The following is a 17,737-nucleotide window of genomic DNA, read 5'->3' as shown; positions in this document are numbered from 1 at the left end:
GGCGGGAATAAACCCCGCCGCCGTTCGTTTTACTGGCAGAACGCAACACGACGCGCCGCTGCGGCGCCTGATGACGATTGCCATGAGCCAAGATTTCACCGATGACGACCTGCGCGAACTGCTGCCACGGCTGCGGCGTTTCGCCTGCTCGCTCACGCGCAACGAGAACAGCGCCGACGACCTGGTGCAGTCCTGCCTGGAGCGCGCGCTGTCCAGGCGCGAACGGCGCGGCGAAGGCGACCTGCGCGCCTGGATGTTCCAGATCATGTATCGCCGCTTCATCGACGGCGAGCGGCGCGCCAAGCGCTATGCGGGATTGCTGTCGCTGTTTTCGTCGCGCGAGGAGGAGCTGGCGCCGTCGCCGGAAGACATCGCACTCTCGCGCGCCGCGCTGGCCGACTTCGCGCGCCTGCAGCCCGAGCAGCGCGCCTTGCTGGTGCTGGTCTCGGTCGAAGGCCTGAGCTACCAGGAGGCCGCCGCCACTCTGGACATTCCCATCGGCACCGTGATGTCGCGCCTGTCGCGCGCGCGCCGCGCCCTGCGTGAACTGAATGAAGGCGCGCCGGCCGCGCCCAACCTGCGGATCATGAAATGAACAGTTACCTGCCCACCGAGCACGACCTGCACGCCTATGCCGACGGCCAGCTGGAGCCGTCGCTGCGCGACAGCGTGGAGCGCCATCTGGCCTCGCATCCGGAAGCCGCCCGCCATGTCGAGATGCTCAAGGCCGAGGCGCAGCGCCTGCGCGCGGCGCTGGAGCATGTTCCCGTCTCGGCCTCGCCGGCCCGGCTCGACCCGTTCCGCATCCGCCGCGAGATCCGATCGCGCAGCCGCCGCCAGTGGGGCATCGCCGCCTCGCTGCTGCTGACGCTGTCGCTGGGCGCGCTGGGCGGCTGGCAGTGGCGCGACATCGACATGCGCAAGACCTACCTGCCGATGGCCGATGCCACCCAGGCTTACCGCATGTTCGCCTCCGATGAACAGGCTTCGATGGTCGATGTGCGCGACGACGACCCGCAGCAGTTGCAGCATTGGCTGGACCGCCATTTCGTCCAGGCCGCGCCCCTGCCCGACTTCAGCGCCTACGGCTTCAGGCCGGTGGGCGGCCGCCTGATGGCCAGCGACAAGGGCCCGGCGGCGATGGTGGTGTACCAGAACGGCGACGGCCAGGCCATCGTCTATTACCTGCGCCCGCCGGGCGAGCTGTTCAACTTCGGCAGCGGCAACCGGCGCGAGGGCCAGCTGCTGACGCAGTACTGGCGCGCCGGCCGCTACTTCTACGCGGTGGTCAGTCCCGACTCACCCCAGACCCTGCCGCTGCAGCGGGCGGTCGAACCCGGACGGCCGCTCTCCTAGCCGCCTCTCCCACACGAATGCATGAAGCCTCTCCCGCCCTGATCGGGGCGGAGGGCGGCGCTCGTCCGAACGCGGCGGCGCCTGCCTGAAACGACCGATCGCCACCCTGTCATCCAACCCAATCCGACTAGGGAGCCAGCCGAGATAAAGCAAATGTTCATACATAAGCGAAAAAGTAATTAAGAAATCATCCATCATTCATATTTCATAGATGATTGGTTACCTTTTCGACCTTATGGATGCCTTGCTCACGTCCTACCGTCCGTGTCGCATTAGGAACGTGTAAGCACGGACGGTGCCAGGCTTATTTGGCAGGACGAATTCCCGTCACGACGGGCGCGGCTCCACTCCCCTTCAATTCGAATGTCACCTGGTCTCCGACTTTGAGGCCTTGTAGCATTTTCTCATCCGATACTTTGAAGCCCATGGTCATTGCCGGCCAGTTTAGTTCTTTGATGGGTTGATGTGCCAAGGTAACGGTTTTTTGCTTCTGGTCGAGGCTCTTGATGACACCGGTCCCATGAGAAATCATTTCGCCAGCATCGGCTTGGCCCATCTTCATGCCTTGCATGTCTGCGGAAAATACGGGCGCGCTGCTGCCCAGCGATGCGGTAAAAAGCATGGCGTACATCAAGTTCTTCATATCAACTTCCTTTCACATTGAGGATAAATTAAGCCGGATTGGCTTTGGGTTGACGACCACGCATCAAACGATACGCGGCCGGAATGACGAACATCGAAAGCAATGGAGCGGTAATCATGCCGCCGACCATCGGCGCTGCAATCCGGCTCATGACTTCGGAGCCGGCGCCGCTTCCCCACAGAATTGGGATCAGGCCCGCCAGGATGACGGCCACGGTCATCGCCTTTGGGCGGACCCTGAGCACGGCACCTTCGCGGATTGCATCCTCCAGTACGGGGACTGAGATAGCACCTACCTGTTGTTCACGGACAGAGACCGCCTGTTTCAGGTACAACAGCATGACTACGCCGAATTCAGCGGACACGCCAGCCAGAGCGATGAACCCGACACCGGTGGCAACCGAGAGGTTGTAGCCTTGAACATAGAGGAACCAGATGCCGCCGACCAAGGCAAATGGCAGTGAGGCCATGATCAATGCTGCCTCATCGAAGCGCCGGAACGTCAAATAGAGCAGCACGAAGATGATCATTAGCGTTGCCGGCACCACCAGCTTCAAACGTGCATTTGCTCGCTCCAGGTATTCGAATTGTCCCGAGTAGGCAATGCTCAACCCGGGCATCAGCTTTACCTTGGAACTGACCGCAGTGCGCAAGTCGGCGACCACAGATGACAGATCCCGCTCCCGGACATCGACATAGATCCAGCCGCTGGGCCGCGCATTCTCACTTTTGAGCATGGGTGGACCATCGCTGATCTTCAGCGTGGCAACAGTTCCCAAGGTGATCTGCTGGCCGCCGCCGGTCAGAATCGGTAGATCGCGCAGGCGCTCTAGCGAGTCCCGAGTCTCTCTCGGGTAACGAACGCTGATCGGATAACGCGCCAGTCCCTCAATCGTCTCACCGACGTTCTCCCCACCGATGGCCGACGAGACGATGCTCTGGACATCAGCGATGTTGAGACCGTAGTTGGCGGCGGTCAGCCGGTCGATATCGACATCCACGTAACGTCCGCCACTGAGACGTTCGGCGAGCGCGGAGCTGACGCCCGGTACTGCTTTGGCAACCTGTTCAATTTCTTGCGCCGTCTTGTCGATATCGGCCAGGCTGGTGCCTGACACTTTGACGCCAATCGGGCTTTTTATCCCGGTAGCCAGCATGTCTAGCCGGTTACGAATGGGCGGCACCCAGATATTTGACAGGCCAGGCACTTTGACGACCCGGTCAAGTTCATTCACCAACTTCGCCGGCGTCATGCCGGGGCGCCATTGATCACGCGGCTTGAATTGAATGGTCGTCTCGAACATCTCCAAGGGGGCGGGATCGGTCGCACTCTCGGCACGGCCGGCTTTGCCGAAAACACTGGCGACTTCCGGAACCGTCTTGATCAGGCGATCGGTCTGTTGCAGCAGTTCGGCAGCTTTGGATGCGGACAAGCCTGGCAAGGCAGACGGCATATAGAGTAGATCCCCCTCATCCATCTGCGGCAAGAACTCGCCGCCCAAACGGCTGATCGGCCATAAGGTCGTCAACAGCGCAAGCGCCGCAATTGCCAGTGTCGCCCTAGGCCGTCGCAAGACGGCTTCCAGTAACGGCCGATAGCAACGAATCAGCCAGCGATTGAGCGGATTGCTGTTCTCCGAAGGGATCTTCCCGTGGATCATGTAGCCCATCAGGATCGGAATCAGCGTGACGGATAATCCGGCGGCACCAGCCATTGCATAGGTCTTGGTAAATGCCAATGGCCCGAATAAGCGTCCCTCCTGCGCCTCCAGCGTGAATACCGGGATAAACGACAGGGTAATGATCAGCAAGCAGAAAAACAGCGTTGGTCCGACCTCTGCGGCCGCCTCACCAATGACTCTCCAATGGGTTTCCCCCTGCAAAGGTTGCCCTGGATGTCGATGCGTCCACTCTTCAATATGCTTGTGCGCATTCTCGATCATGACAACGGCGGCATCGACCATGGCACCAATTGCAATGGCGATCCCCCCTAGGGACATGATGTTGGCATTGACGCCCTGATACCGCATCACGATGAAGGCAATCATGATGCCCAGCGGCAGAGAGACGATGGCAACCAGGGCAGAACGCAGATGCCAGAGGAACAGGCCGCAAACGACCGCAACGACAATGAACTCCTCAAGCAGCTTGTGCGACAGGTTGTCGATGGCACGATCGATCAACTGGCTCCGGTCATAGACGGGTACGACCTCAACACCAGCGGGCAGGCTTTTTTTGAGCTCTTCCAGTCGGCTCTTGACGGCCGCAATGGTGTCCTGCGCGTTCTTGCCTGAGCGCAGGATGATGACGCCTCCCACCGACTCACCTTCGCCATTGAGTTCCGCAATACCGCGGCGCATCTCCGGTCCGAATTGGATGGTCGCCACATCACCCAGTTTGACGGGTACGCCGTTTTTCCCCGTCGCCAAGGGAATGTTGCGGAAGTCCGCCAGCGCCTTCAAATAGCCGGAAGCCCGCACCATGTACTCGGTTTCCGCCATCTCCAGCACTGAGCCACCGGTTTCTTGGTTGGCCTTCTTGATCGCTTCGACGACCTTGTCTTGCGCGATGTTGTAGGCCGCCAGTTTCACCGGGTCGAGCACCACCTGATATTGCTTGACCATGCCGCCTACCGTTGCGACTTCGGCGACATTGGGCAGGCTCTTGAGCTCATATTTCAGGAACCAGTCTTGCAGGCTACGTAACTGGGCCAGGTCGTGTTGCCCGGTCCTGTCGACCAGCGCGTACTCATAGATCCAGCCGACGCCGGTAGCGTCCGGCCCCAGTGATGCCTTGGCCGAAGCCGGGAGGCGCCCCTGTACCTGGTTGAGATATTCCAGTACCCGGGAACGCGCCCAATACATGTCGGTGCCGTCCTCAAACAAGACATAAACGAAGGAGTCGCCGAAGAACGAGTAGCCCCGCACGGTCTTTGCCCCCGGCACCGACAGCATGGTGGTTGCCAGCGGATACGTTACCTGGTTCTCGACGATTTGCGGTGCCTGGCCAGCATAGGTAGTCCGAATGATGACCTGAACATCCGAAAGATCGGGCAACGCGTCCACTGGGGTGGTCTTGAGCGCCCATACCCCCCAGGCCCCCAGAAAAAGCACACCACACAAGACCAGGAAGCGGCTGCGAAGCGACCATTTGATGAGTTTTTCGATCATGGCGTGCTCCGATCCAGCTTTTCGATCACATAATCGCCATTTCTCTCTTGGAAACCGAAATGCACGCTATCTCCGGTCTTGAGTCCAGCTGCCATCTCAGGCCGCGCCAGTTTGAATGACATTGTCATGGCTCCCCAGCCCAGCGTTGGGACCGGACCATGCGAGAGCGTGATGTCAGGGCCCTGCAGCAATTCAATTTTCCCGGTGGCCTCATTGAGTGGCATCTGGGCGCTTTTGGCGTCAGCAGCTGGTGAAGTGTTCAGCCGCGTGAGCATGCCTTTCAGGCTGGCCTCGGAATCGATGAGGAATTGACCGGACGTGACAACTTGTTGACCGTCAGTGACGCCATCCAGGATGACGCTCTTTCCATCGGATTCTTGGCCAAGCTTCACTTCGACCGGCTGGTAGCGCCCATCGCCGGTTGTGACCAGAAGAATATTGCGCGCGCCGGTACGGATGACCGCTTCAGACGGCACCAGTAGGCTTGGTGTTGCCTTGCCGCCCCCCAAGGTGATTTGCGCATACATGCCCGGCCTCAATTTGCCATCGCGATTGGGCAACTCGGCGCGAACCCGGAGGGTACGGCTGTCGGCGTTGCTCTCCGGCAGAACGGCAAGGATCTTGCCTGTGAATTTTTCGCCGGGATACGCCGCAAAATCCGCTTCCAGCTTGTCGCCGACGTTGACCTGTGCGGCTTGCGCCTCAGGAATTGCCGCTTCTAGCCACACGGTATCGAGCCCGTTGATCCTGGCCAAAGGCGCCCCCGCCGATACCGTCATTCCACTCCTGATATCCAAGGTCTGAATCAAGCCCGCAATAGGTGCAGCGATGGTCACTATCGTCTGAGGTCGGCCACTCTTCTCCACATGGCCAATCAGATCACCCGGCATCCCGAGCAACTGCAGACGTGTGCGGGCAGCCTGGATCAGCGCCACGTCCTTCGTGCCGAGCACCGCCAAAAATTCTGCTTGGGCGCCGGTCCATTCCGGAATGAGTAAGTCCACCAGGGGCGCACCACGTGCAATGACGTCGCCAGGAGCACGTGCGTAGACCCGCTCAACAAAGCCGTTGCTTCGGGACTGCACGATTGCCACTTGGCGATCATTGAGCTGCACGTTGGCGACAGCGCGCACGGTGCTCGAAATACTGCCACGCTCGACCTTGGCGGTGCGCATGCCCAGGTTCTGGCTAATTCCAGGGTTGATCCTAACGGCGGCGCCTTCATCTTGCTCATCCGCGTATTTCGCTACCAGTTGCATGTCCATGAACGGCGACTTTCCCGGCTTGTCGAAACGCTGATTCGGCATCATCGGGTCGTACCAATACAAAACCTTACGCTCGACTTGCGTAGCTGCATTTGCTGGCTCCGTCTGCATGGCTTGAGCTCCGGCAGCACGATGCGCCATCCAATAGCCGGCCATACCGCTCCCGGCGCCGACAGCCACGATCAGCATGGCGATCAGATAAGTGCTTTTTTTCATTGTTGATCTCCCCCATAGGCGAAATAGAGCCGGGCGGCGACTGCGGATTTTTGCGCCTCCAAATCGATGATTTTCAGGCGCTGGTCGACGACTTCTCGGCGTGCCGCCAGGACCGTCGTCAAGTCACTTTTGCCTGCGCGATAGCTGGCGTATTGGAGTTCGGTCTTTTGCTGTGCCAAGGGCAAGACCGTCTGGTTGGCGCGCTCAAGCTGGCGGGTCAAGGACTGGTAGTCGGCCAGATCGCTTTCGAGCTCGTTGGTGTGATCGCGCAGCATGGCCTCGCGGTCTGCATCGATGCGATATAGCTCTTGCTGTTTAGCCGCGATGAGGGGATCCTGCCTTGTCGCGGGGGAAACTGGAATCTCGAACGTGAACTGGACCGACACCATGTTGCCAAAGCGCGGGTCACGTCGCTGATAGGCTAGCTCGACACCCCAATCGGATTTCTTCATCGCCTGCGCTTGGCGCAATTCTGCTTCCGCCTTGTGGCTCTCCGCAGAATAGGCTTCCAGTTCCGGATGCTTGTGCAAGTGATCGCGTAAATGGTCAGCATCGATGCGCAGCTCAGGCAAAGCATCGACCAGTGGCTCATCGGCTTCACCACCCACATAGCGGCGGAGGCCGGACTTGGCCTTGACGAGGTCGCGGATCAGTTCATCACGACGGTCAGCCAATTGAGCCGCTTCCTGCTTCGGCATCACACTATCGGCTACCTGAGTACGGCCAGACGCGATCTGTGCGCGCACGGCATCTGCCAAAAGCAAATTCTCTTTGTCCAAATCATCGAACAGCGAGATCTTGCGTTCCAGGAAATAGCGGTTGAGCCAAGCCAAGGCCGTGGCTCTGCGCAGCTTGAGGCGCTCCACTTGCCGCTGTGCTTGCGCAGTTTCGATCGAAGCTTCGGCTACGGCAACGCGGGCCTGGCGCTTGGCCGCATTGGGAAAATCCTGCATGACGCCGATTTTCTGCATCGTCATAGAGTCGGCATTGAGTCGGCCTCGATCCGGCCCGGAGACGGGATAGTTGTCGATACCGGCAAAGATCTTGGGGTCAGGTAAAGCACCTGCAGGTATCGCCGATGATTGGGCTGCCGCAATTTGGGCCCTGTTGGAGGCCAGGTTGGGAGACTGGCGCTCGGCGATATCGAGCGCAGCGTTAAAAGATAAGGGAGCCGCGTGGGCAAGGCCGGACATCCCCGCTAGCAAAGCAAGCAGGGCCCCGGATATCCTGTGAAAGGACATGATTGTTCACTCCATAGCGTGACTGCGCGAAAAAGCGCGCGAAAGACCACTTGGCGCTCAAGCCAAGCGTGTCAAGAAATCAGCAACGATCAGAGTGAACGAGGGGGACGCCACAATCCGGACGGATCGTGGGAAGGAAGAAACGATTCGGGCAACAGGGAGACCGTTGCGATCAAGGGAAGAACGTGCAGATTAACGTCCGCTGAAGGTGTGGTCGACGGAAACACTTGGCAAATCTTGCAGGCGTCTCCCATCTTGCATGGCGCCGTCGATTTTGATGACTTGTCCCCACTTGACATGCTCATGACGCAAGTTTCGTCCGAGCTGTTTGCGGAGACCGACATCTCCATGGCAGGAGTGACACTACGCATCATTTCGACCATGCGCACAGCCGCCAATCCCTCAAGGGGAATGGCAATGGCTAGCAACACTATCAGAAATGTACGAAGCATTTTCATCGCACAAATTATAGATCATGTCTCGATGAGCTGGGTTTAAATAGATTTCTGGTTCATTCGCTTGCTCAGTTCTAATGCGCTTTCTCGGCGTTCGCTGTATCGGTCGGTCAGGAACGGCGAGACATCACGCGTTAGCAGCGTGAATTTGAACAGTTCTTCCATCACATCGACCACCCGCTCGTAGTAAGGCGATGGCTTCATCCTGCCAGCGTCGTCAAATTCTAGGTACGCTTTGGCCACCGAGGATTGATTGGGAATGGTCAGCATCCGCATCCAGCGCCCCAAAATCCGCATTTGATTCACAGCATTGAAGGACTGCGATCCACCGGACACTTCCATGACGGCCAAGGTCTTGCCTTGTGAAGGACGGATAGCCCCCTGTGTCAACGGAATCCAGTCAATCTGGGCCTTCATGATGCCGGTCATAGCGCCGTGGCGCTCTGGCGAACACCAAACCATACCTTCGGACCAGTTCGCCAGCTCGCGTAGTTCCGCGACCTTAGGATGTGTCTCCGGTTCGCTATCCGGCAGCGGCAAGCCGCGGGGATCAAAGATTTTGACCTCGCCGCCCATCGCTTCCAGCAGCCGTGCCGCTTCCATGGTCAATAACCTGCTGTAAGAACGTTCACGAACAGATCCGTACAGCAGGAGAAAGCGCGGACGGTGGGTCGATGCGCCAATTTTCGAGAAGTCACCGATCGCCGGCACCTTGAACTGGCCGGGATCGACGTTAGGCAGATCAGTTACCTGGTGCGACACGTTGGCCCTCCGCATTGATCACGACTTCGCCATCTTCCTTGGTGAAAGCGCCTTGCTGCGGGTTCGGGAGGATGTCCAATACCAACTCGGACGGACGGCACAGCCTGGTCCCCTTGGTCGTCACGACGAATGGCCTGTTGATCAGGATGGGATTGGCCAGCATTGCATCCAGTAGTTGATCGTCGGTCAAGGTAATGTCATCCAGACCCAGCTCAGCATAAGGCGTGCCTTTCTGGCGGATGGCTTCACGAACCGTCAGGCCGGCATCCTGAATCATCTTGACCAGCTGCTCGCGGCTGGGCGGATGCTGCAGGTATTCAATCACGGTCGGCTCTTCGCCGCTGTTGCGGATCATGGCCAGGGTGTTGCGGGAGGTCCCGCATGCGGGGTTGTGATAGATGATCGTCATGGTGAGGTCCTATTGTGAAATCGGCTCTGATTGCGGGCGAATCGCCGCCGTAGCGAAAAAGAAGAGAATTGCTCCCGTCGCCGCTATGGCAACCAGGGCAGCTATGGCACCGGGATAGCCGCCTCCGACGCTATAGAGGAGCGATGCAACGAACGGACCGGCTGCGAAAGCGATCGTGACCGGAGTTGCCATCGCGCCGCTGATGGCGCCGTAGGCCTCACGGCCATACAACTCGGCTGGCAGCGTCCCGCGAACGATGGTCATGACGCCGTTGCCCATGCCGTACAGGATGGCAAACAGTCCGTAGAGCACCAGCCAGTCAGCTGGGGCATAGAGCAGAAGCAAAGCGACTGGCAGCAAGGAAATGGCAAACTGGCCCGTCTGCCTGGTGCTGGCCTTCTTCCCGATCGTGGTCTCCAGGATTCGGCCCAACACCTGCATGGGGCCAATCATCGCTCCGATTGCGGCAGCATAGTACGGTGTCATTCCGCGATCATGCAAAATCGACATCAAGTGCAACGACATTGCCGAGAACACCAGGGCGTTCAAGGTCACGGCCGTCGTCACTGCATAAAAACTCGGTTGCCGTAGCACCGCCTTCAGGTCCCAATCCTTATTGGCGGCGGCCTTAGTCTTCTGAATAGACCTGGCTGCTGGAAGCAGCATATGAACCGGCAGGCAGATCACCAGGTTGGCCACCGCGTAAATCTGCCACGTCGTCCGCCAGCCGTACTGCTCCAGCAACCATTGGGTCAGCGGCCAGGCGACGGTACTGGCAAAGCCGCCGAACAGCGTCAACATCGTGATGGCGCGGCGGAAATCTGCCTGGAAGACCTGGGTCAACACGGCGAACGCCGGCTGGTATAGCGTCGCGCTCATGGCCAGTCCGATTACCGCCCAGATGAGGTAAAGCCCCAGCGCATCGTGAACGAACGACATGGCCGCCAGCATCAAGGCGGCCAATACGGTTCCGGCGCCCATCAGCAATCGGCCACCGATGCGGTCAATGATGCTGCCGGCCAGCGTCGACATCAGCCCCGAAATGAGCAGCGCAAGGGAATAAGCTCCGACCACGACCGGCTTGGAGAGCTGCAGCTCCGTCTGCATCGGCTGCATCAAGATCCCGTAGGCATAGAACATCGAGCCCCAGCCGACAATCTGGGTCAGCCCAAGCGAAGGGATCAGCCAGGTCGATTTGCGGGCCTCCACTTCAGCTCCCCAACCTCAGTGCCAAGGCGGACAGCGTCACCAGCAGGACGGGCAGCGTCAGCATCGCGCCCACCCGGAAGTAATAGCCCCATGAGATGTGGATGCTCTTCTTGTCCAGCACATGCAGCCAGAGCAAGGTCGCCAGGCTACCGATGGGGGTGATCTTGGGGCCAAGGTCGCTGCCAATGACATTGGCGTAGACCATTGCTTCCTTCACCACGCCTTGGGCTGTGGTGGCGTCAATCGACAGTGCGCCCACCAGTACCGTCGGCATGTTGTTCATGATCGACGACAGGAAAGCCGTCAAGAAGCCGGTACCGAGGGCAGCGCCCCAGACGCCGTGCTCTGCAAAGCCGTTCAGCACGCTTGTCAGGTAGTCCGTCAGGCCCGCATTGCGCAGCCCATACACCACCAGGTACATCCCCAGCGAGAAGAACACGACCTGCCAGGGCGCGCCCTTGATGACCTCGCGTGTGGAAATGACACGGCCTTTGCCTGCAACTGCCAGAAGGATCAGTGCGCCGACCGCCGCCACGGCGCTGATGGGCACACCGAGGCCTTCCAGCCAGAAGAAGCCCACCAGCAGCAGCGCAAGCACCCACCAGCCGGCAACGAACGTTGCTCGATCATGGACGGCAGAGACGGGATCCGGAAGCTGGGTCAGGTCATAGTTTGCGGGGATATCGCGACGGAAGTATAGGAGGAGCACAATGAGCGTCGCCACGACTGACACGATGTCGACGGGGATCATGACCGAGGCATATTCCGCAAAGCCGATCTTGAAGAAGTCCGCCGAGACAATATTCACCAGGTTGGACACCACCAGCGGCAGGCTGGCTGTGTCGGCGATGAAGCCGGCTGCCATGACAAAGGCCAGCGTCGCCTGGGGCGAGAATCGCAGCGCCAGCAGCATGGCGATGACGATCGGCGTCAGGATCAGCGCGGCGCCATCGTTGGCGAACAGGGCGGATACGGCTGCGCCCAACAGGATCAGCAGTACGAACAGCATGCGGCCGCGACCACCACCCCACCGGGCTACGTGCAAAGCTGCCCACTCGAAGAAGCCTGCCTTGTCCAGTAGCAGGCTGATGATAATGATGGCGATGAAGGTACCCGTGGCGTTCCAGACGATGTGCCAGACAACCGGGATGTCCGAAAGATGAATGACGCCGGCAGCCAAAGCCACGGCCGCGCCAGCGCACGCGCTCCAGCCAATGCCGAGCCCCTTGGGCTGCCAAATGACAAAAATCAGGGTGAGCAGGAAGATGACAAAAGCGGCCAGCACTTTCTTTCCTTGGTCAGAGAAGAGGAGTCAGGGAGGCAGGAGCCCAATGGCTCCTGCCGTAAGGTTTAAACCGGGGTGGCGCCGATAGCGTCCATCTCGCGCTTGATCGAGGTCTTCTCAAGCGTGTGGAACGGCAGGCTGGCAAAGATGTTCACGCGGGTCATGATCTGACGCGCAACCTTCGAGAATACGGCGCGCTTTTGCTCGTCGGTGCCGGTAGCAGCAGCAGGATCTTCGAATCCCCAGTGGGCCGAGATCGGTTGTCCAGGCCAGATCGGACATACTTCGCCGGCAGCGTTGTCGCAAACCGTGATGATGAAATCCATCTTGGGGGCATCCGGTGCCGCAAACTCGTCCCAGCTCTTGCTGCGCAGGTCATTCAGCGGATAACCAGTGGCGTGGATCTGCTCCAGCGCCAGTGGGTTGACGGCGCCGGCCGGATGGCTGCCTGCACTGTAGGCATTGAAGCGACCTTTCCCCATGGTGTTGAGCAATGCTTCGGCCATGATGCTACGGGCCGAGTTACCGGTGCAGAGGAAAAGAACGTTGTAGGTCTTCTGTTGGCTAGTGGACATGGTGACTCCTTGGTGTGAAGGCCTGGCGGTTCCAGGCATTGATCATTCGGCAGTAGCGGTTGGCTCGCAGCATGCATTCACCGGCGAGCACACGTTGCCACCGCAGCAGTTCTCGGTGAGGAACCCTAGAACATCGTTCATGGCGGTGTAATTGGCGGCATAGATGACGAAGCGCCCCTCCTGGTGCGAAGTCACCAGACCGGCATGCGACAGCTCTTTCATGTGAAACGACAGAGAGGATGGAGCGATGCCTAGGGCGTCTCCGATCTTGCTGGCAGCGCTGCCCTCTGGTCCGACCTGAACCAGAAAGCGGAAGATGGCTAGGCGCGACTCTTGAGCCAGCGCTGCTAATGCAGTAATTACGGATTTCGTTTCCATATTCGCAGCCCTCAATTCAATATATCAATAATTCAATTATTATTGAAATAATGCGAAAAAACAAGTGAGAGCCAGCTGAGATGACGCAAGATTTCGGACGTGCAGCGAAAAAGCGTCACTTAGGGTTGCTCAAGAGTTGGCGGCATCTTTGACACAAGACGCTCCAGCATTTCACGGTGGTAAGGATCAGGCGAATCCACATAGCGCGAAGCAGAGCTGATGTTCTTCCACCCCACGTATTCCATCAGCGCCTGCATCTCCCATCCATTAGCACTGGCCCAGCTGGCAAAGCCTCGGCGTAATGAGTGCGAACTATAAAGGTGGACGTCCGTGACTCCGGCAGATTTTAAGATCCGGCGAAACAACGGAATAATGCTGGCCGCATTGACGGCACCTTCGCTAATCGTGCCCCAGCGGTCAATGCCCCTGATGACGGCGCCCGATTTCAGGCCGCTGACAGCCAGCCAGTCTAGGTAGGCTGCCACCGGGCACAGCTTCGATAACGCCGGCGTTTTGTAGGTGGTGCCCTTGAGGCTTCGGTCGGTCTTTGTGCGCGGCAAGTAAATGGTCATGCCTTCGCCGGCGACCGCCTCAATGCGATCAATCTCCAGCCTGGCAAGCTCGTCGCTGCGAAATCCACGCCAGAATCCAATGAGCAGTAGCGCCTTGTCGCGGGTATGGCGAAGCAGATCGCCAAAACGCCCCTGTTGCCGGGCCTGTTCGCGCTGCTGTTCCAGCCAGGCGCAAGTCTGCTCAAGCGCCTCAAGCTGTAGTGGTTTGGCCCGCTTTTCTTGTGCTGGGTGCAGCTCCTGGATGCCGCGCAGCATCTTGCGCACCACGGGCATTTTGGTCGGATCCGGGAAGCCTTGGTCGACATGCCATTGACCCAGGGCAGAGATACGCTGCTTCAGGGTGTTGTGCGCCAGCACGCCAGCATAGGCGGCCAGGTACCGCACAATGCTATCGGCGGTGGCCGGCAAGAAGCCACCCCATTCGATCTCGAAATGGTTCACTGCGGCGCGGTAGCTTTTGCGGGTGTTATCCCGGGTGGCGGCGCGCAAGTAGTCGTCAATCTGGATCATGGTGCTTGAAGTTCAAAAAGGCGGCATTACAGGTGGCCGGGGCTGAGTGAGGTTGATTTTAGCCCATCAGGAGAGATAACTAGTCAATATTTAGTCTGTAATTGATGCCACTTTAACCTACAAGTCCCTTCTAATTTAGTATGTAAATACGTATTATGTAATGCATTATCAAAAACAGGGATTACTATGGCGCGCACAGGCTTATACAAATCCGAGGTAAAGAAGGCACGTGACACCTTGCTGGCCATGGGGCGACGCCCCTCTGTGGATGCTGTTCGCATCGAGTTGGGCAATACCGGATCCAAGACCACGATTCACAAGTATCTCAAGGAATTGGAGGAAGAAGACGGAGGAGCGGCGGTGCCGTCGCGTACCCTCAGCGAGGCCTTGCAGGACCTCGTGGAACGGCTTGCAGCGCAGCTCCAGGCCGAAGCGGACGCGCAGGTGCTCTCGGCAAGATCTGAGGCCGATTCGACCACTAGCCGCCTACAGACCGAAATGGAGGCCTTGCGTATGACGGCGGCCGACTTGTCAGCCCGATTGGCAAAGACTGACGGTGCCAGACTGCATGAGGCCCAAGCTCACGAGCAAACTCGTACTCAGTTGCAGGAGCAGACGGCCGCAAGTCGCGCGCTTGAGTTGCAAGTACGCGCCCTTAACGAGCGCCTTGCGGAAAATGAGCAGCACCGCAATTCTTTGGAAGAAAAGCATCAACATGCCCGGGAGGCCCTTGAGCACTACCGAACGGCAACCAAGGAACAGAGAGAACAGGATCTGCGACGCCATGAGCAGCAGATTCAGACTTTGCAGGCCGAGTTGCGCCAGCTCAGGCAGGAGGCCATCGTCAAACAAGAGGAAGTGACTCGCGTTAACCAAGAAGGCGTGCGACTAGTCGCGGAGTTGTCGCATTCACAGCAGGCTCTCTACGAACAACGCAGTGTGGCAGCGCGACTCCAGCAAAAGCTGGACACGTTACAGGAGCTGGCCAATCGAAATCAGATGCTTGAGTCCCAGTTGGTTGACAGGAGCGCTGTCAACGAGCAGCTGCAGGCCAGCTTAGCCCGTGCGGAACAAGAAAATGCGACCGCAGCCCAGATGCTGCAGAAAGTAGAGATCGAACGTGCAGCACTACAGGCAAAGCTGGAGGCCCATGAAAGCATCAGTGCCGAATTGCGCGCTCATCTGCGGGACACCGAGCCCTCGCCTCGAAAAAATAGGCAATCCGAGTCTTAACAAGTCTTCTCCAGCTAACGTTTAGCCTCGCGTTCCGCGCAGGCGCAGCGCATTCGCGATCACCGATACCGAGCTCAGGCTCATTGCCAGCGCCGCCAACATGGGTGAGAGCAGTTGTCCGGTAAGCGGGTAAAGCACGCCAGCGGCCAAGGGGATGCCCAGGGCGTTGTAGAGAAAAGCAAAGCCCAAGTTCTGACGCATGTTTCGCACGGTTTCCACCGACAATCCTCTCGCACGCGCGATGGCTCGCAAGTCGCCCTTCACTAAGGTGACATGTGCGCTATTGATCGCTACGTCGGTGCCGGTTCCCATGGCGATCCCAACATCTGCCTTGGCCAGCGCCGGAGCGTCGTTGATCCCATCGCCCGCCATCCCGACGATCTTGCCTTCTGCTTGGAAACGTTCCACGAGTGCAAGCTTGTCTTGAGGCTTAACCTCACCGTAGATTTCGGCAATGCCGAGCTTGCCGGCAACAGCTCTCGCCGTGGTTGTGCCATCACCCGTGGCCATGACCACCATGAGCCCGGCTTCCTTTAGACTGGCCAGCGCCTCTCTTGTTGTTTCCTTCACGGGATCAGAGACCGCCAGCAGCCCTAAAAGCACGCCGTTCCTCGCCAAATACATCACGCTGGCACCTTCAACACGCAAAGCTTCTGCTGCCGACAGCAGAGATTCCGAGGAGACGCCTTCCGAGTCCATCAGATTGGTATTGCCCAACGCTAGCCGCTCGCCATGGACTACCCCTCGAACACCTATCCCACTGGAAGATTCAAAGCTGCTGGGCGTCGATAAGGGAAGCTGGCGCCGACGTGCCTCGGCAACGATAGCGTGCGCTAGTGGGTGCTCACTTCCTTGATCGAGGCTTGCAGCCAGCTGCAACACCTCAGCCTCCTGGATATCCGGTGCGGCGATTATTCGATCGAAAGCAGGTTTTCCTTCCGTCAGGGTGCCAGTCTTGTCGACGATGAGCGTATCGAGCTTTTTCATGCTTTCGATGGCCGCTGCGTCTCGGAACAGGATGCCCTGGGTTGCGGCCCGGCCAGTGGCGGCCATGATGGACATGGGGGTGGCCAGTCCTAGAGCACACGGACAAGCGATAATCAGGACCGCTACAGCATTGACAAAGCCATAGACCCAGCTGGGTTGTGGCCCCAAGAATCCCCAGCCTAGCAGCGTCAGAACAGCAATGCCCACCACGATCACGACAAAGTAGCCGGCGACGACGTCCGCCAACCGTTGCATGGGGGCGCGCGAGCGCTGAGCTTGGGCAACCATCTGAACGATCTGCGAGAGCATGGTCTGCGACCCGACCTTCTCGGAGCGGATGATCAGGCTTCCGCTGGCATTGATCGTTGCTCCGATAACCTTGTCACCTGGCCGCTTGGTAACGGGTACCGGCTCGCCAGTCAACATCGACTCGTCAATGGCACTCTCGCCCTCAACGACCACCCCGTCAGTAGCGACTTTTTCGCCTGGCCGGACCCGTAGCAGGTCGCCAATATGAACGTTGCTCAAGGGAATATCTTCTTCCGTACCATCTGCAGCGATCCGTCTAGCTGTTTTAGGTGCCAAGCCGAGCAGTGATTTAATGGCGGCAGAGGTCTGCGAGCGCGCCCGCAGTTCCAGGATCTGTCCCAGCAGGGTCAGTGAGATGATGACGGCTGCGGCTTCGAAGTAGACACCAATCCGCCCGTGCTCTATGAAGGCCTTGGGGAATAGTTCGGGGAAGACGGTTGCGACAACACTATAGCCGTAGGCGGCTACCACACCGGTGCTGATCAGGGTCCACATATTGGGACTGCGGCGAACGATCGAGTCGACACCGCGGGTCAAGAACGGCCAGCCAGCATACAGGACCACGGGCGTACCGAGCGCGAGCTCGATCCAGCTTTGACCGGTCAGGCCATGTGGAAATATGCGGCCGCCAGCCATGGCCAGCAACGTGACAAGCACCGTCAAGGGTAACGTGAGCCAGAATCGCCTTTGGAAGTCCCTCAGTTCAGGGTTCTCCTCTTCTTGCTCCGACGGTAGCAGCGGCTCCAGGCTCATCCCACAGATGGGGCAATTTCCCGGAGAGGCCTGCCTGACTTGCGGGTGCATGGGGCAGGTATAGATAGTTCCATCAGGCGGCTGAGTGCTTGCCTCTGGCTTTGTTGACTCTCCGACAAATGCGGCCGGATTGGCACGGAATTGCCCCATGCATTTGTCACTGCAGAAGTAAAATTTTATTCCACCGTATTCAATCCTCCTGTATGGGTCGGGAGCCACCTTCATGTGGCAAACCGGATCAGTCTGGCTTTTTCCCGGCGGCGAGCCCGCTTCAACGCCTGGAGTTGTTGCGGTGTGATGATGGTGTTCATCCATAGTAATGCTCTCCCGGGTCAGACATACCTTTGAGGTCCAGTGATGCAAGTCAAGGCTATATGAAAACACTGGCCAGCCTGCTCCAGACGAAACGG

At 58.8% G+C, this 17,737-nt stretch carries 15 protein-coding genes; 3 read left to right on the top strand and 12 right to left on the bottom strand.

All coding sequences use genetic code 11. From position 1 onward, the window contains the following. Positions 1 to 82: 82 nt before the first annotated feature. A complete protein-coding gene (locus tag CEJ42_RS00585; RefSeq protein WP_088750182.1) occupies positions 83 to 595 on the top strand; it encodes a sigma-70 family RNA polymerase sigma factor in 513 nt (170 codons plus the stop codon). Then, positions 592 to 1,356, top strand: a complete 765-nt coding sequence (locus CEJ42_RS00580) for an anti-sigma factor family protein (protein ID WP_088749739.1) — start codon at positions 592 to 594, stop codon at positions 1,354 to 1,356. The genes CEJ42_RS00585 and CEJ42_RS00580 overlap by 4 nt, the downstream gene beginning before the upstream one ends. A gap of 304 nt (positions 1,357 to 1,660) precedes the next feature. Here the strand turns inward: CEJ42_RS00580 and CEJ42_RS00575 are convergent, their stop codons facing one another. The 11 genes from CEJ42_RS00575 to CEJ42_RS00520 all read right to left on the bottom strand — a co-directional run bounded on the left by CEJ42_RS00575 (position 1,661) and on the right by CEJ42_RS00520 (position 14,045). Then, positions 1,661 to 1,999: a copper-binding protein gene (locus CEJ42_RS00575; protein ID WP_008328976.1), complete on the bottom strand. Its 339-nt coding sequence runs from the start codon at positions 1,997 to 1,999 to the stop codon at positions 1,661 to 1,663. A gap of 28 nt (positions 2,000 to 2,027) precedes the next feature. Next, positions 2,028 to 5,168, bottom strand: a complete 3,141-nt coding sequence (locus CEJ42_RS00570; RefSeq protein ID WP_050470559.1) for an efflux RND transporter permease subunit — start codon at positions 5,166 to 5,168, stop codon at positions 2,028 to 2,030. Continuing rightward, the gene (locus CEJ42_RS00565; RefSeq protein ID WP_050470558.1) at positions 5,165 to 6,649 is read right to left on the bottom strand and encodes an efflux RND transporter periplasmic adaptor subunit; all 1,485 of its coding nucleotides are present in this window, start codon (positions 6,647 to 6,649) and stop codon (positions 5,165 to 5,167) included. The genes CEJ42_RS00570 and CEJ42_RS00565 overlap by 4 nt, the downstream gene beginning before the upstream one ends. After that, positions 6,646 to 7,890 (bottom strand): TolC family protein, encoded by a 1,245-nt coding sequence (locus CEJ42_RS00560; protein WP_050470557.1) that lies wholly within the window; start codon positions 7,888 to 7,890, stop codon positions 6,646 to 6,648. The genes CEJ42_RS00565 and CEJ42_RS00560 overlap by 4 nt, the downstream gene beginning before the upstream one ends. A gap of 494 nt (positions 7,891 to 8,384) precedes the next feature. After that, positions 8,385 to 9,122: an arsenical resistance protein ArsH gene (arsH, locus tag CEJ42_RS00550; RefSeq protein ID WP_154134776.1), complete on the bottom strand. Its 738-nt coding sequence runs from the start codon at positions 9,120 to 9,122 to the stop codon at positions 8,385 to 8,387. Further along, complete coding sequence (arsC, locus tag CEJ42_RS00545; RefSeq protein WP_050470556.1) at positions 9,088 to 9,516, bottom strand: arsenate reductase (glutaredoxin); 429 nt, start codon at positions 9,514 to 9,516, stop codon at positions 9,088 to 9,090. The genes arsH and arsC overlap by 35 nt, the downstream gene beginning before the upstream one ends. A gap of 9 nt (positions 9,517 to 9,525) precedes the next feature. Further along, positions 9,526 to 10,725 carry an MFS transporter gene (locus CEJ42_RS00540; RefSeq protein ID WP_088749738.1) on the bottom strand — a complete coding sequence of 400 codons (1,200 nt, stop codon included), beginning with the start codon at positions 10,723 to 10,725 and terminating at the stop codon, positions 9,526 to 9,528. A gap of 1 nt (position 10,726) precedes the next feature. Next, positions 10,727 to 12,010, bottom strand: coding sequence for an arsenic transporter (locus CEJ42_RS00535; protein ID WP_050470660.1), 1,284 nt, complete (start codon positions 12,008 to 12,010; stop codon positions 10,727 to 10,729). Positions 12,011 to 12,075: 65 nt separating this feature from the next. Beyond that, positions 12,076 to 12,585, bottom strand: coding sequence for an arsenate reductase ArsC (locus CEJ42_RS00530; RefSeq protein ID WP_008328786.1), 510 nt, complete (start codon positions 12,583 to 12,585; stop codon positions 12,076 to 12,078). A 42-nt stretch (positions 12,586 to 12,627) separates the two neighbouring features. Further along, the gene (locus CEJ42_RS00525; protein WP_050470697.1) at positions 12,628 to 12,963 is read right to left on the bottom strand and encodes an ArsR/SmtB family transcription factor; all 336 of its coding nucleotides are present in this window, start codon (positions 12,961 to 12,963) and stop codon (positions 12,628 to 12,630) included. Between the two features lie 119 nt (positions 12,964 to 13,082). Then, the gene (locus CEJ42_RS00520; RefSeq protein ID WP_050470696.1) at positions 13,083 to 14,045 is read right to left on the bottom strand and encodes a site-specific integrase; all 963 of its coding nucleotides are present in this window, start codon (positions 14,043 to 14,045) and stop codon (positions 13,083 to 13,085) included. A gap of 186 nt (positions 14,046 to 14,231) precedes the next feature. Here CEJ42_RS00520 and CEJ42_RS00515 point away from each other — a divergent pair, with 186 nt between their 5' ends. Continuing rightward, entirely contained in the window at positions 14,232 to 15,278 is a 1,047-nt protein-coding gene (locus tag CEJ42_RS00515) for a DNA-binding protein (RefSeq protein WP_088749737.1), read from the top strand. Positions 15,279 to 15,299: 21 nt separating this feature from the next. On the opposite strand, the gene CEJ42_RS00510 is transcribed toward CEJ42_RS00515, so the two are convergent. Next, positions 15,300 to 17,642, bottom strand: a complete 2,343-nt coding sequence (locus tag CEJ42_RS00510; RefSeq protein ID WP_165774361.1) for a heavy metal translocating P-type ATPase — start codon at positions 17,640 to 17,642, stop codon at positions 15,300 to 15,302. Between the last annotated feature and the right edge of the window lie 95 nt (positions 17,643 to 17,737).

The sequence above is a fragment of the Herbaspirillum robiniae genome (assembly GCF_002213415.1).
Lineage (GTDB): Bacteria > Pseudomonadota > Gammaproteobacteria > Burkholderiales > Burkholderiaceae_D > Herbaspirillum > Herbaspirillum robiniae.
This window is presented reverse-complemented; position numbering and strand designations above follow the sequence as displayed.

What these genes read in the sequence shown, in the direction of transcription:
- CEJ42_RS00570 (WP_050470559.1), bottom strand. Translation starts at nt 5,168, where the DNA reads ATGATCGAAAAACTCATCAAATGGTCGCTTCGCAGCCGCTTCCTGGTC.
- CEJ42_RS00510 (WP_165774361.1), bottom strand. Translation starts at nt 17,642, where the DNA reads ATGGATGAACACCATCATCACACCGCAACAACTCCAGGCGTTGAAGCG.
- CEJ42_RS00530 (WP_008328786.1), bottom strand. Translation starts at nt 12,585, where the DNA reads ATGTCCACTAGCCAACAGAAGACCTACAACGTTCTTTTCCTCTGCACC.
- CEJ42_RS00565 (WP_050470558.1), bottom strand. Translation starts at nt 6,649, where the DNA reads ATGAAAAAAAGCACTTATCTGATCGCCATGCTGATCGTGGCTGTCGGC.
- arsC (WP_050470556.1), bottom strand. Translation starts at nt 9,516, where the DNA reads ATGACGATCATCTATCACAACCCCGCATGCGGGACCTCCCGCAACACC.
- CEJ42_RS00580 (WP_088749739.1), top strand. Translation starts at nt 592, where the DNA reads ATGAACAGTTACCTGCCCACCGAGCACGACCTGCACGCCTATGCCGAC.
- CEJ42_RS00525 (WP_050470697.1), bottom strand. Translation starts at nt 12,963, where the DNA reads ATGGAAACGAAATCCGTAATTACTGCATTAGCAGCGCTGGCTCAAGAG.
- CEJ42_RS00575 (WP_008328976.1), bottom strand. Translation starts at nt 1,999, where the DNA reads ATGAAGAACTTGATGTACGCCATGCTTTTTACCGCATCGCTGGGCAGC.
- CEJ42_RS00560 (WP_050470557.1), bottom strand. Translation starts at nt 7,890, where the DNA reads ATGTCCTTTCACAGGATATCCGGGGCCCTGCTTGCTTTGCTAGCGGGG.
- arsH (WP_154134776.1), bottom strand. Translation starts at nt 9,122, where the DNA reads ATGCGGAGGGCCAACGTGTCGCACCAGGTAACTGATCTGCCTAACGTC.
- CEJ42_RS00515 (WP_088749737.1), top strand. Translation starts at nt 14,232, where the DNA reads ATGGCGCGCACAGGCTTATACAAATCCGAGGTAAAGAAGGCACGTGAC.
- CEJ42_RS00585 (WP_088750182.1), top strand. Translation starts at nt 83, where the DNA reads ATGAGCCAAGATTTCACCGATGACGACCTGCGCGAACTGCTGCCACGG.
- CEJ42_RS00520 (WP_050470696.1), bottom strand. Translation starts at nt 14,045, where the DNA reads ATGATCCAGATTGACGACTACTTGCGCGCCGCCACCCGGGATAACACC.